General features: G+C 71.9%; 21 protein-coding genes and 1 riboswitch. Of the genes, 14 read left to right on the top strand and 7 right to left on the bottom strand.

Annotated features, from left to right (window positions below):
• Positions 1-55 precede the first annotated feature (55 nt).
• Positions 56-220, top strand: a riboswitch (cyclic di-AMP (ydaO/yuaA leader).
• Between the two features lie 12 nt (positions 221-232).
• Together AC07CM_RS15570 and AC07CM_RS15565 are read left to right on the top strand one after the other, a co-directional pair.
• Positions 233-988 carry a M23 family metallopeptidase gene (locus tag AC07CM_RS15570; RefSeq protein ID WP_478876907.1) on the top strand — a complete coding sequence of 252 codons (756 nt, stop codon included), beginning with the start codon at positions 233-235 and terminating at the stop codon, positions 986-988.
• A 198-nt stretch (positions 989-1,186) separates the two neighbouring features.
• A complete protein-coding gene (locus tag AC07CM_RS15565; RefSeq protein ID WP_478876906.1) occupies positions 1,187-1,882 on the top strand; it encodes a GntR family transcriptional regulator in 696 nt (231 codons plus the stop codon).
• A 182-nt stretch (positions 1,883-2,064) separates the two neighbouring features.
• Here AC07CM_RS15565 and AC07CM_RS15560 read toward each other — a convergent pair whose 3' ends face one another.
• On the bottom strand, positions 2,065-2,346 hold the full coding sequence (locus tag AC07CM_RS15560) for an HPr family phosphocarrier protein (protein ID WP_014675499.1): 282 nt from the start codon (positions 2,344-2,346) through the stop codon (positions 2,065-2,067).
• A gap of 178 nt (positions 2,347-2,524) precedes the next feature.
• Between AC07CM_RS15560 and AC07CM_RS15555 the strand changes: the two genes are divergently transcribed.
• The 5 genes from AC07CM_RS15555 to AC07CM_RS15535 are packed head-to-tail and all read left to right on the top strand — an operon-like array spanning position 2,525 to position 8,375.
• On the top strand, positions 2,525-5,452 hold the full coding sequence (locus tag AC07CM_RS15555) for a bifunctional acetate--CoA ligase family protein/GNAT family N-acetyltransferase (protein WP_478876905.1): 2,928 nt from the start codon (positions 2,525-2,527) through the stop codon (positions 5,450-5,452).
• A gap of 20 nt (positions 5,453-5,472) precedes the next feature.
• Complete coding sequence (locus AC07CM_RS15550; protein WP_478876904.1) at positions 5,473-5,886, top strand: hypothetical protein; 414 nt, start codon at positions 5,473-5,475, stop codon at positions 5,884-5,886.
• Positions 5,887-5,896: 10 nt separating this feature from the next.
• A complete protein-coding gene (locus AC07CM_RS15545; RefSeq protein WP_478876903.1) occupies positions 5,897-6,484 on the top strand; it encodes a DUF5998 family protein in 588 nt (195 codons plus the stop codon).
• Positions 6,484-7,680, top strand: a complete 1,197-nt coding sequence (locus tag AC07CM_RS15540; protein ID WP_478876902.1) for an alkaline phosphatase family protein — start codon at positions 6,484-6,486, stop codon at positions 7,678-7,680. Before AC07CM_RS15545 ends, AC07CM_RS15540 begins: the two co-directional genes overlap by 1 nt.
• 44 nt (positions 7,681-7,724) lie before the next feature.
• Complete coding sequence (locus tag AC07CM_RS15535) at positions 7,725-8,375, top strand: thymidine kinase (protein ID WP_478876901.1); 651 nt, start codon at positions 7,725-7,727, stop codon at positions 8,373-8,375.
• Positions 8,376-8,391: 16 nt separating this feature from the next.
• On the opposite strand, the gene AC07CM_RS15530 is transcribed toward AC07CM_RS15535, so the two are convergent.
• Positions 8,392-9,183 carry a VOC family protein gene (locus AC07CM_RS15530; protein ID WP_478876900.1) on the bottom strand — a complete coding sequence of 264 codons (792 nt, stop codon included), beginning with the start codon at positions 9,181-9,183 and terminating at the stop codon, positions 8,392-8,394.
• Positions 9,184-9,501: 318 nt separating this feature from the next.
• On the opposite strand from AC07CM_RS15530, the gene AC07CM_RS15525 reads away from it, so the two are divergent.
• Positions 9,502-10,353, top strand: a complete 852-nt coding sequence (locus AC07CM_RS15525) for a sulfurtransferase (RefSeq protein WP_478876899.1) — start codon at positions 9,502-9,504, stop codon at positions 10,351-10,353.
• Between the two features lie 62 nt (positions 10,354-10,415).
• Here the strand turns inward: AC07CM_RS15525 and sepH are convergent, their stop codons facing one another.
• From sepH to AC07CM_RS15510, 3 genes are all read right to left on the bottom strand, one after another.
• Positions 10,416-11,456 carry a septation protein SepH gene (gene sepH / locus AC07CM_RS15520; protein ID WP_478876898.1) on the bottom strand — a complete coding sequence of 347 codons (1,041 nt, stop codon included), beginning with the start codon at positions 11,454-11,456 and terminating at the stop codon, positions 10,416-10,418.
• Positions 11,457-11,922: 466 nt separating this feature from the next.
• The gene (locus tag AC07CM_RS15515; RefSeq protein WP_478876897.1) at positions 11,923-13,242 is read right to left on the bottom strand and encodes a D-arabinono-1,4-lactone oxidase; all 1,320 of its coding nucleotides are present in this window, start codon (positions 13,240-13,242) and stop codon (positions 11,923-11,925) included.
• The gene (locus AC07CM_RS15510) at positions 13,202-14,440 is read right to left on the bottom strand and encodes an MFS transporter (RefSeq protein WP_478876896.1); all 1,239 of its coding nucleotides are present in this window, start codon (positions 14,438-14,440) and stop codon (positions 13,202-13,204) included. Before AC07CM_RS15510 ends, AC07CM_RS15515 begins: the two co-directional genes overlap by 41 nt.
• Before the next feature lie 172 nt (positions 14,441-14,612).
• Between AC07CM_RS15510 and AC07CM_RS15505 the strand changes: the two genes are divergently transcribed.
• Positions 14,613-15,740 carry a ferrochelatase gene (locus tag AC07CM_RS15505; RefSeq protein WP_478876895.1) on the top strand — a complete coding sequence of 376 codons (1,128 nt, stop codon included), beginning with the start codon at positions 14,613-14,615 and terminating at the stop codon, positions 15,738-15,740.
• A gap of 8 nt (positions 15,741-15,748) precedes the next feature.
• Entirely contained in the window at positions 15,749-16,564 is an 816-nt protein-coding gene (locus AC07CM_RS15500; RefSeq protein ID WP_478876894.1) for an inositol monophosphatase family protein, read from the top strand.
• An 82-nt stretch (positions 16,565-16,646) separates the two neighbouring features.
• Here AC07CM_RS15500 and AC07CM_RS15495 read toward each other — a convergent pair whose 3' ends face one another.
• Positions 16,647-16,820 (bottom strand): hypothetical protein, encoded by a 174-nt coding sequence (locus AC07CM_RS15495; protein ID WP_023546087.1) that lies wholly within the window; start codon positions 16,818-16,820, stop codon positions 16,647-16,649.
• A 413-nt stretch (positions 16,821-17,233) separates the two neighbouring features.
• On the opposite strand from AC07CM_RS15495, the gene AC07CM_RS15490 reads away from it, so the two are divergent.
• The 4 genes from AC07CM_RS15490 (at position 17,234) to AC07CM_RS15475 (ending at position 20,806) form a co-directional block, all read left to right on the top strand.
• Positions 17,234-17,887, top strand: a complete 654-nt coding sequence (locus AC07CM_RS15490; RefSeq protein WP_004924460.1) for a response regulator transcription factor — start codon at positions 17,234-17,236, stop codon at positions 17,885-17,887.
• A gap of 6 nt (positions 17,888-17,893) precedes the next feature.
• A complete protein-coding gene (locus tag AC07CM_RS15485) occupies positions 17,894-19,141 on the top strand; it encodes a sensor histidine kinase (RefSeq protein ID WP_478876893.1) in 1,248 nt (415 codons plus the stop codon).
• Between the two features lie 392 nt (positions 19,142-19,533).
• On the top strand, positions 19,534-19,830 hold the full coding sequence (locus AC07CM_RS15480; RefSeq protein WP_005481602.1) for a DUF4193 domain-containing protein: 297 nt from the start codon (positions 19,534-19,536) through the stop codon (positions 19,828-19,830).
• Positions 19,831-19,843: 13 nt separating this feature from the next.
• Positions 19,844-20,806 (top strand): hypothetical protein, encoded by a 963-nt coding sequence (locus AC07CM_RS15475; protein ID WP_478876892.1) that lies wholly within the window; start codon positions 19,844-19,846, stop codon positions 20,804-20,806.
• A gap of 27 nt (positions 20,807-20,833) precedes the next feature.
• Here AC07CM_RS15475 and AC07CM_RS15470 read toward each other — a convergent pair whose 3' ends face one another.
• Positions 20,834-21,289 (bottom strand): DUF3093 domain-containing protein, encoded by a 456-nt coding sequence (locus tag AC07CM_RS15470; protein ID WP_478876891.1) that lies wholly within the window; start codon positions 21,287-21,289, stop codon positions 20,834-20,836.
• Between the last annotated feature and the right edge of the window lie 37 nt (positions 21,290-21,326).

Here is a 21,326-nt window from a genome sequence, read left to right as displayed (position 1 = left end):
TCGCTTTAGCGTCTTCCGGGCTGTTCGTCAGGCAGTGCGCCGCGCCCGCGGCACCGGACAGTCATCGCCGAGTCCCCGTACGGCGCGAGCCAGGGGAGCCGGGGACCCAACCGCAGTCCCTGGGGTGAATCGGACGCCCGCGCGTGAGCGAGGGGGTCCGTAGGAGACCTTCCTGCTCCGAACCCGTCAGCTAACCCGGTAGGCGAGAGGGAAGGAAAGGACCAGCCACTACATGGCGTTCATGTGCGCCACCGGGAAGCACCGCAAGCCCGGCCGGGTCAAGCGCACCACGGCTCAGGCGGCCGGTATCGCGGCCCTCACCACCACCGGTGTCATCGGCACCCTCGCTGCCACCCCGGCGCTCGCCGCCGAGAACTCCGTCGAGCAGACCGGTCTCACCCCGGTGATCACCGTGAGCGACGACGTCGCCGAGCAGATCGACGAGCAGGCCACCGCGCAGAAGCAGGCCGCCGACCAGAAGGCGGCCGAGGAGGCCGCGGCCAAGGCGGCCGCCGAGCGGGCGAAGAAGGAGCGCGAGGCCAAGGCGCGCGCCGCCCGCGAGGCCGAGCGCCGGCGCCTGAACGCCTTCGTCGCCCCGGTCGCGAACTCGTACGTCTCCACGGGCTACAAGACCGGCGGCTCCCTGTGGTCCTCCGGGTCCCACACCGGCATTGACTTCCACGCGGCCAGCGGCACCCCCGTCCACGCGGTCGGCTCCGGCACGGTCGTCTCGACCGGCTGGGGCGGCGCGTACGGCAACCAGATCGTGATCCGGATGGCCGACGGCATGTACACCCAGTACGGCCACCTGTCGTCCATCGGCGTCACGGTGGGCCAGAAGGTCGTCCCGGGCGGGCAGATCGGCCTGTCCGGCGCGACCGGCAACGTCACCGGGCCGCACCTGCACTTCGAGGCCCGCACGACCCCCGAGTACGGCTCGGACGTCGACCCGGTCGCCTATCTCCGCAAGCACGGCGTGAACGTCTGACGCCCCACCGCACGGCATCGTCGAAGCCCCGGCTCACAAGCCGGGGCTTTCGTCGTTTTCCGCAGGTCCGCCGTCTCCGCTGTCCAAAAAATATCCATGGATTCCGGCCTGCCGTCGGAAATTCCGGCTCATTGCAATAGAGTCACGGGACACACGTCCATCGTCGACGTTTCACGGGGATTAAGACGGAGGTCGGTCATGCGTATTCCGGCGCACTCGGTGTGCACGGCGATCCGGGACGACATCGTGGCCGGTGTCTACGAGCGCGGCAGCCGCCTCACCGAGGAAGTCCTGGCCCGCCGCTACGGCGTCTCGCGCGTTCCCGTCCGCGAGGCCCTGCGCACGCTGGAGGCGGAGGGGTTCGTGGTGACCCGGCGGCACGCGGGCGCGTGCGTGGCCGAGCCGACCGAGCAGGAGGCCGCCGACCTGCTGGAGATGCGCATGCTCCTGGAACCGCTCGGCGCCGCCCGGGCCGCCCAGCGGCGCACCGAGGCCCATCTGAAGGTGCTGCGCGGCCTGGTCCGGCTGGGCCAGGAGCGGGCCAGGCGCGGCAACAGCGAGGACCTGCGCTCGCTCGGCGGCTGGTTCCACGAGACGCTCGCGCAGGCCTCCGGCAGCCACTCGCTGACCTCGGTGCTGACCCAGTTGCGGCACAAGATCGCCTGGATGTACGCGGTCGAGGCATCGCCGAGTCCGGTCGAGGCCTGGGCCGAGCACGGCGCGATCGTGGACGCGGTGGCGCGCGGCGACGGCGAACGCGCCCGGGCGATCACGGCGCTGCACACCGAGCGGGCGACGGCCGCGCACCGGCCGCGCTTCACCGCGGCCGGCGACCGCACGGAGCGTGTGAGGAACTCGCAACACGCCGTAAACATGCCGAGCCTGCGGCATTAACACGGGGGCCGTATACAAAGAAGGGATATTCGGTGGACGTGTATTTCCGCTGCCCTTTTCCGGCACGCCGTGAATTCGCGGTCGCGCGCGGTTCCGCTGCCCGCCGTGAATTCCCCTGCCGGTCGCCGAAAACGCGGAAGCCGCGTCATCCGCAGGGGATGACGCGGCTTCCTGAAACGGACTCAGACGGTCTCGGGAAGTTCCTCGAGGCCCTCGGAGACCAGCTTGGCCAGACGGTCCAGGGCGGCGTCGGCGCCCTCGGCGTCGGAGGCGAGGACGATCTCCTCGCCGCCCTGGGCGCCCAGGCCCAGGACAGCCAGCATGGAGGCCGCGTTCACGGGGTTGCCCCCGGCCTTGGCGATCGTCACCGGGACGCCTGCGGCCGTGGCGGCTCGGACGAAGATGGAAGCGGGGCGGGCGTGGAGGCCCTCGGCCCAGCCGACGTTGACGCGGCGCTCAGCCATGTGTTGCTGCCCTTCGGTGTTCAGGGTTGTCTAGACCAGTTTCCCATATCGCGAGGCATGCCCGCAGCGGTCCTTCGTCCCGCTCCGGTGTGTCGTCGGAACCGCGGCCTCGGTCCGACTTCCGTCCTCCACAGACTGCCTCGCGCCGTTGTCGGACGCGAGCCGTACTCTGGGGCCCATGCAGAGCTCGGCGGACCGGCAGGACCGGCACGAGTACCCCGCCCACTGGGAGGCGGACGTCGTGCTGCGCGACGGGGGCACCGCGCGCATCCGGCCCATCACCGTTGACGACGCCAACCGCCTGGTCAGCTTCTACGAGCAGGTCTCGGACGAGTCGAAGTACTACCGCTTCTTCGCGCCGTACCCGCGCCTGTCCGCCAAGGACGTCCACCGCTTCACGCACCACGACTTTGTGGACCGGGTGGGACTCGCGGCCACCATCGGCGGCGAGTTCATCGCCACCGTACGCTACGACCGCATCGGCGCCGACGGCATGCCCGCCTCCTCGCCGGCCGACGAGGCCGAGGTCGCCTTCCTGGTGCAGGACGCCCACCAGGGCCGCGGTGTCGCCTCCGCCCTCCTGGAGCACATCGCGGCGGTCGCCCGTGAGCGCGGCATCCGCCGCTTCGCCGCCGAGGTGCTGCCCGCCAACACCAAGATGATCAAGGTGTTCACGGACGCCGGTTACACCCAGAAGCGCAGCTTCGAAGACGGCGTCGTGCGCCTGGAGTTCGACCTCGAGCCCACCGACCGCTCCCTCGCCGTGCAGCGCGCGCGGGAGCAGCGCGCCGAGGCCCGCTCGGTACGGCGGCTGCTGGCCCCCGGCTCCGTGGCGGTCGTCGGCGTCGGCCGTACTCCCGGCGGAGTCGGCCGCAGCGTCCTCGGCAACATCCGGGACGCCGGCCACCCCGGCCGCCTGTACGCGGTGAACAAGGCCTTCCCCGAGGACCTCGAGGAGGTCGACGGAGTGCCCGCCCGCCGCTCGGTGCGGGACATCGGGGGCCCGGTGGACCTCGCCGTCGTCGCCGTTCCGGCCGACGCGGTGCCCGCTGTGGTCGCCGAGTGCGGCGAGCACGGGGTGCAGGGGCTTGTGGTGTTGTCCGCCGGGTACGCGGAGAGCGGGCCCGAGGGGCGTGAGCGGCAGCGGGCCCTGGTCCGGCTCGCGCGCGCGTACGGCATGCGGATCATCGGACCCAACGCCTTCGGCGTCATCAACACCGCGCCCGACGTGCGGCTGAACGCCTCGCTCGCCCCCGAGATGCCCCGGCCGGGCCGGATCGGCCTGTTCGCGCAGTCCGGTGCCATCGGCATCGCACTGCTGTCCCGGCTGCATCGGCGCGGCGGAGGGGTCACGGGGGTCACCGGCGTCTCCACCTTCGTGTCCGCCGGGAACCGTGCCGACGTCTCCGGCAATGACGTCCTCCAGTACTGGTACGACGACCCGGAGACCGACGTCGTCCTGATGTACCTGGAGTCCATCGGCAACCCGCGCAAGTTCACCCGGCTCGCCCGGCGCACGGCGGCGGCGAAGCCGCTGGTCGTGGTGCAAGGGGTCGGCTCCGCGCCGCAGGGGCACGCGGTGCGGGCCACCCAGCTGCAGCCCGCCACCGTCTCCGCGCTGCTGCGGCAGGCCGGGGTGATCCGGGTGGACACGATCACCGAACTGGTCGACGCGGGCCTGTTGCTCGCCCGGCAGCCGCTGCCGGCGGGGCCGCGCGTGACGATCCTCGGCAACTCCGAGTCGCTGGGAGTGCTGACGTACGACCGCTGTCTCGCGGAGGGGCTGCGGCCGTCGCGGCCGCGGGACCTGACGACCGGGGCGACGGCGGAGGACTTCCACCGGGCGCTGTCGCGGGCGCTGGCGGACGAGACGTGTGACGCCGTCGTCGTCACGGCGATTCCGGCGATCGGGGAGGGGTCGCCGGGGGACGCGGAGCTGGCGGAGGCGCTGCGGTCGGCCGCGACCGCGGTTCCGGGCAAGCCGGTGCTCGTGGTGCACGTGGAGCTCGGGGGGCTCGCGGAAGCGTTGTCGGCTGCGGCGAGTACGGCACCCCAGGCCGTCGAGAAGGCACCCGGCACCGAGGGCGGTGCCCCCTGGTTCCGCCCAGCGGAACGACTGCCCACCGCGGGCGCGGGTGCCGGGAAGGCGCCGACCGCGGGAGTGGGTGCGGGTGGCGCGGCGTCCGGCGCGGGCCCCGGGGCCGTCGAGGTGGGCGGGCCGCGGAGCACCGCCCCCGAAGGAACCCGGCTCATCCCCGCCTTCCCTGCCGCCGAACGAGCCGTGCGTGCCCTCGCCGAAGCCGTGAAGTACGCGCAGTGGCGGCGGGAGGCCGCCGACCCGGGGAAGGTGCCGGAGTACGAGGACATCGACGAGAAGGAGGCCGCCGAGCTGATCGGCGGGCTGCTCGAGCGCGGGCAGGGGCTCACGATCGGGCCGGAGGAGACCTGCGAGCTGCTGGACAAGTACGGCGTCCACGTCCGCCGCGCGCTCCCCGCGCCCACCGCGGACGCCGCCGCCGAGGCCGCCCGCACCCTCGGCTACCCCGTGGCGCTCAAGGCCACCGCCCCCCACCTGCGGCACCGGGCCGACCTGGGCGGCGTACGGCTGGACCTGGCGAACGAGGAGCAACTGCGCAGGAACTACGCCGAATTGACCGAGCTGTTCGGGAAGCCCGAGGAGCTGCGGCCGGTGGTGCAGGGCATGGCGCCGCGGGGCGTCGACACCGTCGTACGGGCGGTGATCGATCCGGCGGCCGGGGCCGTGCTGTCCTTCGGTCTCGCCGGGGCCGCCTCGCAGCTGCTCGGGGACATGGCGCACCGGCTGGTCCCGGTCACCGACCGGGAGGCGACCTCGCTGGTGCGTTCCATCCGGACGGCACCGCTGCTGTTCGGCTGGCGCGGCTCCACGCCGGTGGACACCCCCGCGCTGGAGGAGCTGCTGCTGCGTGTGTCCCGGCTGGTCGACGATCACCCCGAGGTCGTCGCCGTCACCCTGGAGCCGGTCGTCGTCGCCCAGCGGGGCGTGAGCGTCCTCGGCGCCACCGTACGGCTCGCGCCCCCGCCCGCCCGCGGCGACCTCGGCCCGCGCACGCTGCCGGCGTATTGAGCGGGGGGAGGGGGGAGCGCATGGAGATGGCCGGGCGCCGACTGCCCGAGGGCAGCTGGTGGGACTGGGAAGTGATCGTCTGGGACGGCGGGCAGCTGCGCCTGGCGGCCGGGTACGACCTCACGTACCACCACGGCCTGGAGGCGGTCTTCGCCGCTCCCGCCTTCGTCTCCTGTCCGCCGAGCTTCCAGGACCCCGTCTTCCGCGCGCCCACGGCCAAGGAGACGGCGCGTCTGGCGCGGGCACTGGGCGAAGAACCGCCCGTCGTGGTCGCGTTCGAAGCGGACGCCGGTGGCCGGGAACCGGTCTCCTGCCTGATCGCCGCCGAGCGGCTGGACATCCTGCCAGGACTCGTTCCGAGGAGTCCGCACGCGGGCGCGCGAGCCGTCCCCGGTGCCCGCGACTGGCCCGGACCCCCCTTGCCCACGGATTAGGATGGACGCCATGGCCAAGACCAGTACGACGACCCAGGGGCTGCGCGTGGCGATCGAGCGCAGCGGCTACTACCCGGCCCTCGTGGCCGAGGCGGTGGAGGCCGCTGTGGGCGGCGAGCCCATCCGGTCGTACCTGGTCCACCAGGAGACCACGTTCGACCAGAACGAGGTGCGCCGGCACGTGACCGTCCTGGTCCTCACCGGCAACCGCTTCATCGTCAGCCACACCGACGAGCAGGCCGCCGACAGCACCTCCCCGACGCCGTACGCCACGACGTCCACCGAGTCCGTGAAGCTCGGCCGGATCTCGTCGGTCGTGGTCAGCCGGGTCGTCGCGAACCCGGAGCAGTACACGCCGGGCACGCTGCCCCGCGAGGTCGTGCTGACCATCGGCTGGGGCGCGGTCAGCCGTATCGACCTGGAGCCCGCCGCCTGCGGCGACCCCAACTGCGAGGCCGACCACGGCTACACGGGCAGCTCCACGGCGGACGACCTCAGCCTGCGCGTCAGCGAGGCCGGGGACGGCCCGGAGACGGTGCGCCAGGCGCTCGCCTTCGCGCAGTCCATCTCCGAGGCGACCGCGGACGTCACGCGCTGATGGTGCAGCCTTCCCCCTGGGACCACCCCGAACCGCTCGCCCTGGACACGGCTCCGCTGCCCGAGTACGGCAGCGGCTCGCTCGCCGACCTGCTGCCGACCCTGGCCGCAGGCCTCGGCGTCCCCGGCACGACCGCCACCATCACGGAACTGACCCCGGCCGACCGGGTCTGTGTCTTCCTGATCGACGGGCTCGGCTGGGAGCAGCTCAGGGCGCACCCCGACGAGGCGCCCTTCCTGACCTCGCTCCTCGGCAGCTCCCGCGGCGGCACCGGACGCCCGCTCACCACCGGCTACCCGGCGACCACCGCGACCTCCCTGGCCTCCGTCGGCACCGGCCTGCCGCCGGGCGCCCACGGCCTGCCCGGCTACACCGTCCGCAACCCGGCCACCGGCGAGCTGATGAACCAGCTCCGCTGGCAGCCCTGGACCTCCCCGCGCCCCTGGCAGCCGTACCCCACGGTCTTCCAGCTGGCCCACGACGCGGGCGTGCACGCCGCCCAGGTGTCCTCGCCCGCCTTCGAGCACACCCCGCTCACCAAGATCGCGCTCAGCGGCGGCTCCTTCCACGGACGGCTGACCGGCGAGGACCGCATGGACCTCGCGGCCGAGCAACTGGCGGCCGGTGACCGCTCCCTGGTGTACACGTACTACGCCGAGCTGGACGGCTCCGGGCATCGCTACGGTGTCGCCTCCGACACCTGGCGCGGACAGCTCATGTACGTCGACCGGCTCGCCCAGCGCCTCGCCGAGCAGTTGCCGCCGCGCAGCGCGCTGTACGTCACCGCCGACCACGGCATGGTCGACGTCCCGTTCGACGAGCAGCACCGCATCGACTTCGACGAGGACTGGGAGCTGCGCGCCGGCGTCGCCCTCCTCGGCGGGGAGGGGCGGGCGCGGCACGTGTACGCGGTGCCGGGCGCCGAGAACGACGTACTGACCGTCTGGCGCGAGGTGCTCGGCGAGCAGTTCTGGGTGGCCTCGCGGGACGAGGCGATCGCGGCGGGCTGGTTCGGGCGGCCCGGTGAGTGCGACGAGCGCGTGTACGCGCGGCTCGGGGACGTGATCGCGGCCGCGTACGACGACGTCCTGATCATCGCCTCCGAGCGGGAGCCGAAGGAGTCGGCGCTGGTCGGCAACCACGGCTCGATGACTCCGGCGGAGCAGCTGGTACCGCTGCTCGAAGTACGCTCCTGAAGCCTCCTGTCCCTGACGACTCACCGAAAGGTGCTCAACTTCTCATGCCCGAGCTGGTGTTCTTCTCCGGAACGATGGACTGCGGGAAGTCCACGCTGGCTCTGCAGATAGAGCACAACCGCTCCGCGCGCGGCCTGGCCGGAATGATCTTCACCCGGGACGACCGGGCGGGCGAGGGGAAGCTGTCCTCCCGGCTGGGCCTGGTCACCGACGCGGTGGAGGTCGAGGACGGCCAGGACCTGTACGCCTACATCGTCGAGCACCTCTCCCAGGGCGGCCGCGCCGACTATGTGATCGCCGACGAGGCGCAGTTCCTCGCGCCCGGGCAGATCGACCAGCTCGCGCGCGTGGTGGACGACCTCGGCATGGACGTGTACGCCTTCGGGATCACCACGGACTTCCGCTCCAAGCTCTTCCCGGGCTCCCAGCGGCTGGTGGAACTGGCCGACCGCATCGAGGTGCTGCAGGTCGAGGCGCTGTGCTGGTGCGGCGCCCGGGCCACGCACAACGCCCGCACGATAGGCGGCGAGATGGTGGTCGAGGGCGCCCAGGTGGTCGTCGGCGACGTCAACCAGTCCGCGGGCGAGGTCGGCTACGAGGTGCTGTGCCGCCGCCACCACCGTCGCAGGATGACCGCCGCGTCGGCCCGCGCGGCGGCCCTGTCCCCGGACGTGCTGCCGGTGTCCTCGGTCTGATCCGGCCGAAGGCGGCTCAGCGCGGGTTCTCGATCACCGAGAACACGGCCCCCTCCGGGTCCGCCACCGTGGCGACCCGCCCGTGCGCGCTGTCATGCGCCGGCCTGAGCACTCGGCCACCCAGCTCGGTGACCTGCCGCAGCGTCGCGTCGGCGTCGGCGACCTCGAAGTAGGTCAGCCAGTGTGAACCCCGGTCGCGAGGCAGCGCGTGGCCCACGCCGTGCAGGCCGGCCACCGGACGGCCCCCGAGGCGCAGGGTCAGGTAGTCGGAGTCGGCCGACACCACCGGCTCCTCCTCGTACCCGAACACGGTCTCGTAGAACTTGGCGACGCTCTCGGTCTCGAAGGTGAGCAGTTCGTTCCAGGCGGGGGTGCCGGGGACGCCGCTGATCGTCGTGCCGAGGTGGGCCGCCCCCTGCCAGATCCCGAACACCGCGCCGGAGGTGTCGGAGGCGATGACCATCCGTCCGGCCTCCGCAGCGTCCAGTGGTCCGACGGCCACCGTGCCGCCGCACAGCCGCACCTGGTCGGCCGTGCGGTCCACGTCGTCCGAGGCGAAATAGGGCGTCCAGGCGACCGGCAGCCGGCGGTCCGGCGGCAGATGGCCGATGCCCGCCACCTCCTGCCCGTCCAGCAGGGCCCGGACATACGGGCCGAGCTGCTGCGGGCCCGGCCGGAACTCCCAGCCGAACAGCGCCCCGTAGAACTCCTCGGTCGCGGCCACCCCGTGCACCATCAGGCTCACCCAGCAGGGCGTGCCGGGCGCGCGACGCGCGTGTGGGCCGGCCGACTCCCGTGCCTCGGTCATCGATCACTCTCTCCCCGGCCCCTCGCGGTGGCCGTGTCGCTTCCGCTCACCGGAAGGGGTGTGCCGCTGCGCGTGCACGCCCGTGCCGGTACCCGCATCCCCCGAGGTGCCGTTCACCGTGTGTCGCCGACTGATCGGCGTGCCGTCGGAAGGATGCCTGATCTGCCGTCTCTCGCCGCTTCCTGACGATGGCCGACGGGTGTCCGGCAGCTGTACAGCGGGTGCCCGATCCCGTACACCGTGTGATCGAGCCTGTCCGGCCGAGCAGAGTAGCCGGACCTGGACGCCGCGGCCACCCCTGGCGTAAGGATGGACGTCATGACAGCCATCATCACCGCAACCGAACTCGCCCAGGACCTGGCCGGACAGGCCCCGCCGGTCCTGCTGGACGTCCGCTGGCAGCTGAGCGTGGCGAAGGCGGCGGGCGCCCCGGCCTTCGACGGCCGGGCCGAGTACGCGGCCGGGCACATCCCCGGCGCGGTCTTCGTCGACCTGGACCGGGAGCTGGCCTCGGCGCCCGGCGAACACGGCCGGCATCCGCTGCCCGACCTCGCGGAGTTCGGCGCGGCCGTGCGTCGCGCGGGCGTGTCGGCCACCCGTCCGGTCGTCGTCCACGACGGCGGCCAGGGCTGGGCGGCCGCGCGCGCGTGGTGGCTGCTGAGCTGGACGGGTCACCCGGACGTGCGGGTCCTCGACGGCGGATTGCCGTCCTGGCAGGGCACGCTGTCGACGGAGGTGCCCGCCGTGGCCGAGGGGGACTTCGAACCGGCGCCCGGCGCGGCCGGATTGCTCGACGCGGACGGGGCCGCCGCCCTGGCCCGTTCGGGCGTGCTGCTCGACGCGCGCGCGGGGGAGCGGTACCGCGGTGAGGTGGAGCCGATCGACCGGGTCGGCGGCCACATCCCGGGCGCGGTGTCGGCGCCGACGACCGAGAACGTGGGCCCGGACGGCCGTTTCCTGCCCGCCGCGGACCTGCGGGACCGCTTCAAGGCCCTGGGCGTGTCCGAGGAGGCGCCGGTGGGCGTCTACTGCGGCTCGGGCGTCTCCGGCGCCCACGAGGTGCTGGCTCTGGCGGTCGCGGGCATCCCGGCGGCGCTGTACGTCGGCTCCTGGTCGGAGTGGTCGGCGGATCCGTCCCGTCCGGTCGCTGTGGGACCGGACCCGCAGTAGAAAGCCGGAAAAGTGGGGGGCACGCACGCGTGCCCCCCACTTCATACGGCCGTACGACCGGTTTACTCCTGCTTCTTGCGCCGGGTGCCGAACACGATCTCGTCCCAGCTCGGAACCGCGGCTCGGCGGCCGGGGCGGACACCGTCGGCCTCCGCCTGGCGGTCGGTGGCGCCGATGAGCCGGTCGCGGTGGCTGCCCACCGAGCGGGGCATGAGGACGTCCGCGTAGGCGGACCCGGCCGAGGCCGCGGGCGCCGGAGGCTCCTCCGTCTCGGGTTCCTCGGCGGGCTCCTCCGGGACCTCCGACGGCCGTTCCGGCACGACCATGTCGCCCCGGAAACTCGGCACGGCCTCCAACAGGCTGGTGAGCGAGTCGCGTTCGCCCGTGCTCTCCTCGGCGGGCTCGGACGCCTGTGCCGGCAGGCTCGGCCGCTCGCGGTCGCCCCGGTCCAGGGCGCGGTCCATCGAACGGTCGCGCGGCAGCCGGGCGATGCGCGGGACGAACGGGAAACTCGGCTCCGGAACGGCGAGGTCGTCGGACTCGCCGATCAGCGAGCGCGCCTCGTCGTCCACGGCCTGGACGAGCCGCCGGGGCGGGTCGTAGGTCCAGCTCGCCGAGTGCGGTTCGCCCGCGACCCGGTAGACGAGGAGGACCTCCCAGGTGCCGTCGTCGCGGCGCCAGGAGTCCCACTGCACGGTGTCCTTCTCGGCCCCGCGCAGCAACAGCCGTTCCTGGACGGCCTCGCCGAGCAGCGGGCCGGAGTTCTCGCCGGGGCGCCGCACCGGGGTCTTGCGGGCGCGCTCGGCCATGAAGGCGCGCTCGGCGAGCACCGGACCCTCGAAGCGCCGTACCCGGTCGACGGGGATGCCGGCGAGCTGGGCGACCTCTTCCGCGGTCGCACCCGCACGTATACGGGCCTGGATGTCGCGGGGGCGGAGATGGCTCTCCACCTCGATCTCGATCTGGCCGAGGCGGGGCCGGTCGCCGCGGACGGCGGCGCGCAGGCGTTCGTCGATCGGAAGCGTGTACTCCGTAGAGTCGGCAGCCTTGAGCACCAGCCGTGTGCCGTCATTCGAGACGGCCACGACACGCAGTTCGGGCATGGGGACCTCCCGGGTGGTGCCTGCCGACGTCACGTGCGTCGCTGCTTCCGCTAGTCGAGTGTGGCCTGCCCGGGTGCAGCCTGCCACAACCTTGCCGAGTTGCCCGGCGTGTCGGGCACGGGCCCTGGATCGCCGTTATGGCACGGTTACCTGTTCGCAACGCTAAGTGACGAACTCTGTCACCCTGTGCAACTAGCCCCCTCCCGGCGGTCCTGCGAGGCCGCGGACACCCTGGTGGGAGACCGGACCCAGGGCTCGCAACAGTACTCCATTTGGACCACGTGCGTGGATTGGCGCGCCGTCCAACTTCTGGCAAGGAATGCGACTTGGCCGTTCGCAACCGGCTTTGGCGATCATGAAGGAGGCGAACTTCACGCAATCCACAGAAACGGAACCAATGGTTTCGTCCTTACGTCCCTTTTCGCCGGGTTCGACGAGTGCGTCGGGCGCGCGGTCACCGCGACGCCTACGCCCCCAGAACCCTCCGCAAGTAGTCGTTCTGGAACAGCCGTTCCGGGTCGAGGCGGTCCCGCAGCGCCGTGAACTCGCCGAAGCGCGGGTACACCTCGGCGAAGTACTCCGCTTCCCGGGTGTGCACCTTGCCCCAGTGCGGCCGGCCCTCGTGCGCCGTGAAGATGCGCTCGGCGGCGGTGAAGTAGGCCTGGTACGGCGTGCCCCGAAACATGTGGACGGCGATGTAGGCGCTGTCCCGGCCGGAGGCGGTGGACAGCGTGATGTCATCGGCCGGGGCGGTGCGCACCTCGACCGGGAAGCTGACGCGCAGACCGGAGCGGTCGACCATGGCCTTCAGCTCGCGCAGCGTGTCCGCCAGGGCCGCGCGCGGCACGGCGTACTCCATCTCCACGAAGCGCACCCGGCGCGGCGAGGTGAAGACCTTGTAGGGAATGTCCGTGTACGTCCGCGCGGACAGGGCCTTGCTGGAGATCTGCGCGATCGCCGGAATGGTCGCCGGCGCGGCGCGTCCGACCCACTGGGCCACCTGGAAGACGCCGTTGGAGAGGAACTCGTCCTCGAACCAGCCGGCCAGCTGCCCCACCGGCTGCTCGGGGCCCGCACTGCGGTTGTTGCGCTTGGTGTTGGTGCTCCCGGTGTGCGGGAACCAGTAGAACTCGAAGTGCTCGTTCTCGGCCCACAGTTGATCGAACTCGGCGAGTACCCGGTCGAAGGCCATCGGCTCCTCGCGGGCGGCGAGCAGGAACAGCGGCTCCACGGCGAAGGTGAGCGCGGTGACGACGCCGAGCGCGCCGAGACCTATGCGCGCGGCCGCGAATATCTCGGGGTTCTCCTTCTCGGAGCAGGTGAGCACCGAGCCGTCCGCCGTCACGAGTTCGAGCGCCTTGATCTGCGCGGCGATCGAGCCGGACTCGCGGCCGGTGCCGTGCGTGCCGGTGCTGGTGGCGCCGGAGACGGTCTGCTCCATGATGTCGCCCATGTTGGTGAGCGACAGGCCCTCGCGTGCCAGGGCCGTGTTGAGGCGCTTGAGCGGGGTTCCGGCCTCGACCGTGACGGTCATGGCGTCCCGGTCGATGCCGCGGATGCCGGCCAGCAGTTGAGGGCGTATCAACACACCGTCGGTGGCCGCGATGGAGGTGAAGGAGTGCCCGGTGCCGACCGCCTTCACCTTCAGACCGTCCTCGGCGGCCCTGCGCACGGCCGCGGCCAGTTCCTCCACCGAGGCCGGCGCGACCTGCCGGGCGGGGCGGGCGGCCACATTGCCGCCCCAGTTACGCCAGGTGCCGTTCTTCGCGCTCGCTGTGGTGCTCAACGGTTCCTCCCCGACCCGCGGCCGGCCTGCGCAGCCGGCGGTACCCGAGGAAACCGACCGCGACCGCGACGGCACCGGACACGGCCGGAACCCCGTACCCGGCGCGCGCGCCGGCTGCGTCGATGACCCAGCCGGCCGCGGAGGAGCCGAGCGCGACACCGACCGCGAGGCCGGTGCTCACCCAGGTCATGCCTTCGGTGAGCTTCGCGCGAGGTACGTGCTCTTCGATGAGGGACATCGTCGTGATCATCGTCGGCGCGATGGACAGCCCCGCAACGAACAGCGCCACGGCCAGAAGCGGCAGGTTTCCGACCAGTAGGAGGGGGATCATACTCACGGCCGTCGTCGCCACGCCCAGCAGCCAGCGACGTTCCGGCGGCCCTGAGAAGCGCAGCAGTCCGAAGACCACGCCGGCCGCACAGGAACCGGCCGCGTACAGCGCCAGCACGACGCTCGCCGCGCCCTTGTGGCCGCGCTCGTCGGCGAAGGCGACGGTGACCACGTCGACCGCTCCGAAGATCGTCCCCGTGGCCACGAAGGTGGCCACCAGCACCTGGAGCCCGGCCGAACGCAGTGCGCTGCCGCCCCCGTGGTGCTCGCGCGGGTGGGGCTCCGGCTCGGTGGCGTGCTGAGCGGTCAGCCAGAAGACGCCGGCGGCCAGGAAGCAGGCGGCCAGCAGGGGGCCTGCCTCCGGGAACCAGGCCGTGGACAGGCCGATGGAGATGATCGGCCCGAAGATGAAGCAGACCTCGTCGACCACGGATTCGAACGAGTAGGCGGTGTGCAGCTTCGGCGTGCCCCGGTACAGAGCCGCCCAGCGGGCCCGGATCATCGCGCCGAGGCTCGGCACCGAGCCGATGCCGGCGGCGCAGACGAACAGCACCCAGTCCGGCCACCGCCGGTGCGCGGCGAGCAGCAGCCCGGCCGCCGCCGTGAGCGCCACCAGGGTCGCGGGGCGCAGCACCCGGCGCTGCCCGTGCCGGTCCACCAGCCGGGATATCTGGGGCCCGATCGCGGCGGCGGACAGGGCGATGGTGGCCGAGAGCGCGCCCGCGAGGCCGTAGCGCCCGGTGAGCTGGGAGACCATCGTGACCACGCCGATGCCCATCATCGACAGCGGCATCCGGCCGAGGAAGCCCGCGGCGGAGAAGCCCTTGGTGCCGGGCTCGGCGAACAGGGCGCGGTAGGGGCTTGGCACGTGGTCTCCGGGGCGGCTCGGTAAGGCGCGAATGCGGCTGATACAGCTTACGAGTTAGGCGACCCTAATCGCACCGGAAATAGCAGCGGGAAAAACCGGACTAAACCATCTGTAACTCGACTCTTCACCCCGCTGTTTCCCGGCCGTCAGCGCCGGGTGGCAGGATCGAGACATGCCAGACGCGCTCGATGCCACCCCCTACGACGCCCTGCTCCTGCTCTCGTTCGGCGGCCCCGAAGGCCCCGACGACGTGGTCCCGTTCCTGGAGAACGTCACGCGCGGGCGTGGCATCCCGAAGGAACGCCTCAAGGAAGTCGGACGGCACTACTTCCTGTTCGGCGGGGTCAGCCCCATCAACGACCAGAACCGCGCCCTGCTGGACGCCCTGCACAAGGACTTCGCCGAACACGGCCTGGACCTGCCGGTCTACTGGGGCAACCGCAACTGGGCGCCGTACCTGACGGACACCCTGCGCGAGATGGTCACCGACGGCCGCCGCCGCATCCTGGTCCTCGCCACCAGCGCCTACGCCTCCTACTCGGGCTGCCGCCAGTACCGCGAGAACCTGGCCGACGCACTGGCCACCCTGGAGACCGAGGGCCTCGAGCTGCCCAGGATCGACAAGCTGCGGCACTACTTCAACCACCCCGGCTTCGTCGAGCCCATGACCGACGGCGTGCTGCGCTCACTCGCCGAACTCCCCGAGGACGTCCGCGACCGGGCCCACATCGCCTTCACCACCCACTCCGTCCCGACCTCCGCGGCCGACACCTCGGGCCCCGTCGAGGCGCACGGCGAGGGCGGTGCGTACGTCGAGCAGCACCTGGACGTTGCCCAGCTGATCGCCGACGCCGTCCGCGAGCGCACCGGCGTCGACCACCCCTGGCGGCTGGTCTACCAGTCCCGCTCCGGTGCCCCGCACATCCCGTGGCTGGAGCCGGACATCTGCGACCACCTCGAAGAGCGGCACGCCGCCGGCGCACCGGCCGTCGTCATGGCCCCCATCGGCTTCGTCTCCGACCACATGGAGGTCCTCTACGACCTCGACACGGAGGCCACGGCCAAGGCGGAGGAACTCGGCCTGCCGGTGCGCCGCTCGGCCACCGTCGGCGCCGACCCGCGGTTCGCCGCCGCCGTCCGTGACCTGATCCTGGAGCGGGCCGCCGTGGAACGCGGGCAGCGGGTCACCCCCTGCGCCCTCGGCACCCTGGGCCCGAGCCACGACGTCTGCCCGGTCGGCTGCTGCCCGGCGCGTGCCCCCCGCCCGGCCGCCGCGGGCGCCGACAGTTCCTACGCCTGAGGAGACCCGTGACCGACGCCCTGCACCGGGAACTGCTCGACCTGGCCCAGGAGGCCGCCCGCCGCGCCGGCGAGCTGCTGCGGGACGGCCGCCCGGCCGACCTGGCCGTTGCGCGGACCAAGTCCAGCCCGATCGACGTCGTCACCGAGATGGACATCGCGGCGGAGAAGCTGATCACCGATCTGATCTCCGGGGAGCGCCCCGACGACGGCTTCCTCGGCGAGGAGGGCGCCTCCGTGGCGGGCACGAGCGGTGTCCGCTGGGTGATCGACCCGCTCGACGGCACCGTCAACTACCTCTACGGGCTGCCGACCTGGGCGGTGTCCATCGCGGCCGAGCGGGACGGCGAGACCGTCGTCGGGGTCGTCGCGGCCCCGATGCGCGGCGAGACGTACCACGCGGTACGCGGTGGCGGTGCCCGGGCCACCGGCGCGTGGGAGGGCGAGCGCGCGCTGTCCTGCCGCCCCGCGCCCCCGCTGGACCAGGCGCTGGTCTCCACCGGCTTCAACTACGTCGCCGGGGTCCGCGCCCACCAGGCCGAGGTGGCCGGCCGGCTCATCCCGCTGCTGCGCGACATCCGGCGCAGCGGCTCGGCCGCGGTCGACCTGTGCGACGTGGCCTGCGGGCGGCTGGACGGGTACTACGAGCGGGGGCTCAACGCGTGGGACTTCGCGGCGGGTGACCTGATCGCCCGGGAGGCGGGCGCCCTGACCGGTGGACGGCCCGGAGAGCGCCCGTCACGCGATCTGACGGTGGCGGGTACCGCGGGCGTCTTCGAGCCCCTCCAGCGGCTGCTGGAGGACTTCGGCGCCTGGCACGACTGAGGCCGCACGTCAGCGGGCAGTCGCACGCAAAGGGACCCCGGCGCTGGATTCGCCGGGGTCCCCTCTTGCGCTCTCGGGCCGATCAGACGCGTGACGCGCCGACTTCCACACCGTGTTCGGCGGCGAGGCGGCGCAGGTCGTCGAGCTCTGCCTGCTCCACCTCGACGAGGAAGTCGTCGCCCTCGTCACGAGCCCGCGACAGGTCGGACTCGGTCGCCCTTATGCGCTGCAGAAGTCCTGCGGTGAATGCGTCCATGCTGCGCCCCCTCGTCCTGGGTCGTGGGTCGGTGGCACGGGGGTGTGCCGGTTGGGAAGGGGCGATCACGTCTTACGCGGGTGCCCAGCGCTGCCGTGCCGGGCGGCGACGGTGCCGGACACCCACGCCCGCTCTGCGGAAGCGGACCGCGATGTACCGCATGGTGCTGCGGCACGTGCAGAGCGTGATCGCGGGGTGTAAAGCCGTCCTCCCCCCGCTCCCTTCCACGGAAACCTCAACCCTTCGAAAAAATCCCGCATTCCCCGGCCCTCAGCCGGATTCCTGCGGCCCGGACACCGCCTTACAGCCGACTTATGGCCGAAAAGGGCAGGATGGAGTCACATCCCACGGACACCCCTGCCCGCGCGCGCTCACGTAGCGCTACGCGGGTGGATACAGGAAGGACAAGCGACGTGCGCGTACTCGTCGTCGAGGACGAGCAGCTGCTCGCCGATGCGGTGGCCACCGGACTGCGCCGGGAGGCCATGGCCGTCGACGTCGTGTACGACGGTGCGGCCGCCCTGGAGCGCATCGGCGTCAACGACTACGACGTGGTCGTCCTCGACCGCGACCTCCCGCTCGTGCACGGCGACGACGTGTGCCGCAAGGTCGTGGAGCTGGGCATGCCCACGCGCGTGCTCATGCTCACCGCCTCCGGTGACGTCAGCGACCGCGTCGAGGGCCTGGAGATCGGCGCCGACGACTACCTGCCCAAGCCTTTCGCGTTCAGCGAGCTGATCGCGCGCGTGCGGGCCCTCGGACGCCGTACGAGCGTGCCCCTGCCGCCGGTCCTGGAGCGCGCCGGCATCAAGCTCGACCCCAACCGCCGCGAGGTCTTCCGCGACGGCAAGGAGGTCCAGCTCGCGCCCAAGGAGTTCGCCGTCCTGGAGGTGCTGATGCGCAGCGAGGGCGCGGTCGTCTCGGCCGAGCAGCTGCTGGAGAAGGCCTGGGACGAGAACACGGACCCGTTCACCAACGTCGTGCGCGTGACCGTCATGACGCTGCGCCGCAAGCTCGGCGAACCGCCCGTGATCGTCACCGTGCCCGGCTCCGGCTACCGGATCTGATCCGCCGTGGCCACGACTCCCGCGCCGCCCCAGGCGCCTCCGAAGCCCACCTGGGACCCCAGGAAGCCGCAGCCCCCCTTCCCGTGGCTGCGCCCGACCATCCGCATACGGCTCACGCTGCTGTACGGCGGCATGTTCCTGATCGCCGGCATCCTGCTGCTGTCGATCATCTACCTGCTGGCCGCGCAGGCGATCAACACCGGCAACCAGCCGCTGTTCAAGATCGTCAGCTTCCAGGAGCTGAAGATCTCCAGCGACAGCTGCCCCGCGATCAACACCACCAAGCTGCCGCTGTCGGACTTCAAGGACGCCATCGCCCACTGCATGGACCAGCAGCGCCAGGCGGCCCTGGACAACCTGCTCAGCCGCTCGCTGCTGGCCCTGCTTGGCCTCGCGATCATCGCCTTCGCGTTCGGCTACGCGATGGCCGGCCGCGTGCTGTCCCCGCTCGGCCGGATCACCCGCACCGCCCGCCAGGTCGCCGGCTCGGACCTGTCCCGCCGGATCGAGCTGGACGGCCCGGACGACGAGCTGAAGGAGCTGGCGGACACCTTCGACGACATGCTGGAGCGCCTCCAGCGGGCCTTCACCGCCCAGCAGCGCTTCGTCGGCAACGCCTCCCACGAGCTGCGCACACCGCTCGCGATCAACCGCACGCTCCTGGAAGTGCACCTGTCCGACCCGAACGCGCCGGTGGAGCTGCAGCAGCTCGGCAAGACGCTGCTGGCCACCAACGAGCGCAGCGAGCAGCTGGTGGAGGGCCTGCTGCTGCTCGCCCGCAGCGACAACCAGATCGTCGAGCGCAAGCCGGTCGACCTGGCCGAGGTCGCCACGCAGGCCATCGACCAGGTGCACGGCGAGGCCGAGGGGAAGGGCGTGAAGATCCGCGGTGAGCGCAAGCCCGCCGTGGTGCAGGGCAACGGCGTGCTGCTGGAGCGGATCGCGCTGAACCTCGTACAGAACGCGGTGCGCTACAACGTCCCGGAGGCCGGCTGGGTCGAGGTCACCACCGACATCGAGCACGGGCAGGCGGTGCTGACCGTGTCGAACACCGGGCCGGTGGTTCCCGCCTATGAGATCGACAATCTCTTCGAGCCCTTCAGACGGCTCCGCACGGAGCGCACGGGCAGCGACAAGGGCGTCGGCCTGGGGCTGTCCATCGCCCGGTCCGTGGCCCGCGCGCACGGCGGCCACATCGTGGCGCAGCCCCGTGAGGGCGGCGGTCTGGTGATGCGCGTCACCCTGCCGGTGTGACCAGACGTGACACACGCGGGGGATGTTCGCTTTGCGCGGAATTTTCTGACCGCTGATCGAGGTTGTCCCTGTGTGATCAATCACATGGGCGGATTTCCGGCCATGTACTCTCCGTGATCATGACAGGGTCCGCAAAGACGGGAAAATCCTTGTTTTCAGGGCTCTTGATCACGGGAAGTACACGGTGAGGCGCCTTTGAGGTGCGACATTCGAACCGTGTACGGTCCTCACCGCCATCCAAGCCGATCACTCTTGAGGGGTCGGGTTGGGTGTCGATTGAGTAACAGACCTTGATGTGAGGCAAAATCTCCGCCTCAGGTCGGGCACAAGTCCGGCCTCTCACGCGTTACGTGCGCTGGAGACACCGCAGACACCCAGAGGGGGAGAGCGACATGGCAACCGATTACGACACTCCACGCAAGACCGACGACGACGTCGACTCGGACAGCCTTGAAGAGCTGAAGGCCCGCCGGAACGACAAGTCCACCTCCGCGGTGGACGTCGACGAGTTCGAGGCCGCCGAGGGCCTCGAACTCCCGGGCGCCGACCTCTCGAACGAGGAGCTGGCCGTCCGTGTTCTGCCGAAGCAGCAGGACGAGTTCACCTGCATGAGCTGCTTCCTGGTGCATCACCGCAGCCAGCTGGCCCGGGAGAAGAACGGTCAGCCGATCTGCCGCGACTGCGACTGAGGACGGGTCGGCCGTGACTGGCTCGACCCCTCCACGGAAGCGCCGCTTCCCCCTGCGGGGAGCGGACAAGGGGCCGCACGGCGGTCCGCACGGCGCGCGTGACGACGAGCGGGGCTCATCCGATGCGGGAGCCTCGCTCGAGCCGGCGTCCGGCGTGGAAGACCTGCCGGCGCCGGGGCGGCAGCCCGCGCCCGTCGCCCGGCGACGGGCCGTTGTGGTCCGGGACAAGGCCCGGCAGCTGGCCCGGGAAGGCGCCCGTAGGGGCGGCAGCCGGGCCCGGGCGGGGCTGGCGTACCTCACCGACCGAATCATCGAGATCGCCCCGCGTATCCCCGTACGCGACCTCGCCACGCTGCGCAGGCAGTTCCCGGGCCTCGGGCCCGAGCAGCTCGCGGACAAGCTCGTGGCCGGGGCGGCGGCAGGCACCTCGACGGTCGGGGCCGGGATCGGCGCGGCGGCAATGCTGCCGGTGCCGCCGGCCATGCCGACCGAACTGGCCACGGAGATCACCGGGGTCGCGGCGATCGAGCTGAAGCTGATCGCCGAGCTGCACGAGGTGTACGGCGTACGCCCGCCCGGAAGTCTGAGAGCCCGCAGTACCGCGTATCTGTCCTCCTGGTCGGGGGAGCGCGGGATCAACGTGATGAAGCCGGCGACCATCGACGCGGCACTCGGCGGCCGGATGAAGCGCGAACTGCGTCAGCAGATCATGAAGCGGATGGTCCGCGACCTGCCCAACCTCATGCCGTTCATGGTGGGCGCCGTGGTGGGAGCGGTGATGAACCGCCGGGACACCAGGAAGCTCGCCGCGCGGATCCGCGCGGATCTGCGCAAGGTCCAGGTGCCCTGGGACGAGCTGCCGGAGCTGCCGCCGCTGGAGAAGCCGGAGCACCCGCTGAAGCTGAGCGACCTCCCCGAGGAACTGGGGGACCTCCCCGAGGAGCTGGGGGACCTCCCCGAGGAACCGGGGGACTGAGACGCCCCTGGTGGAGGAGGCGGGGAACTACTTCCGTGCCGCCTCGATCGCCGCCGCCAGCTTCTCCGGCTCCCGCGTCGACAGGTACAGGTACGGCGTCGGGTCCTCCGGGTCCGTGACCTCCACGCGCAGGGCCGTGGGGATGTAGGAGCGCAGCAGCAGGAAGGCGCGGGTGTCGGCCTTGTACGTGCGCCAGGCGCGCGCCTCCTGCGGGTCCAGCACCTCTGACGCGCCGAGCGCCGACACCGGGATCTTCGCCTCGCCGGCGATCAGGGAGTCGCCCACCACACGGATGCGCTGGGAGCCGTAGGCGCTGGCCACCACCGCCGACGCGGCCGTACCGCCGACCAGGCCACCGAGCAGCGGCAGGGTGCCGAAGGGGAGCAGGATCAGGGCGAACGAGACGCCCACGAGAAAGCTGATCAGCCACCACGAGCGCGGGGTGGTGAGGCGTTCTTCGTAGGGGGTGGCGGAGAGCTGCATGGAGCCAAGCTTGGCACGGTGTCCGGATATCCCCGAC

It is taken from the genome of Streptomyces sp. NPDC044061, from assembly GCF_056434305.1.
Note: the sequence above shows the minus strand (reverse complement) of the source record. Positions and strands in the feature narration are given on the sequence as shown.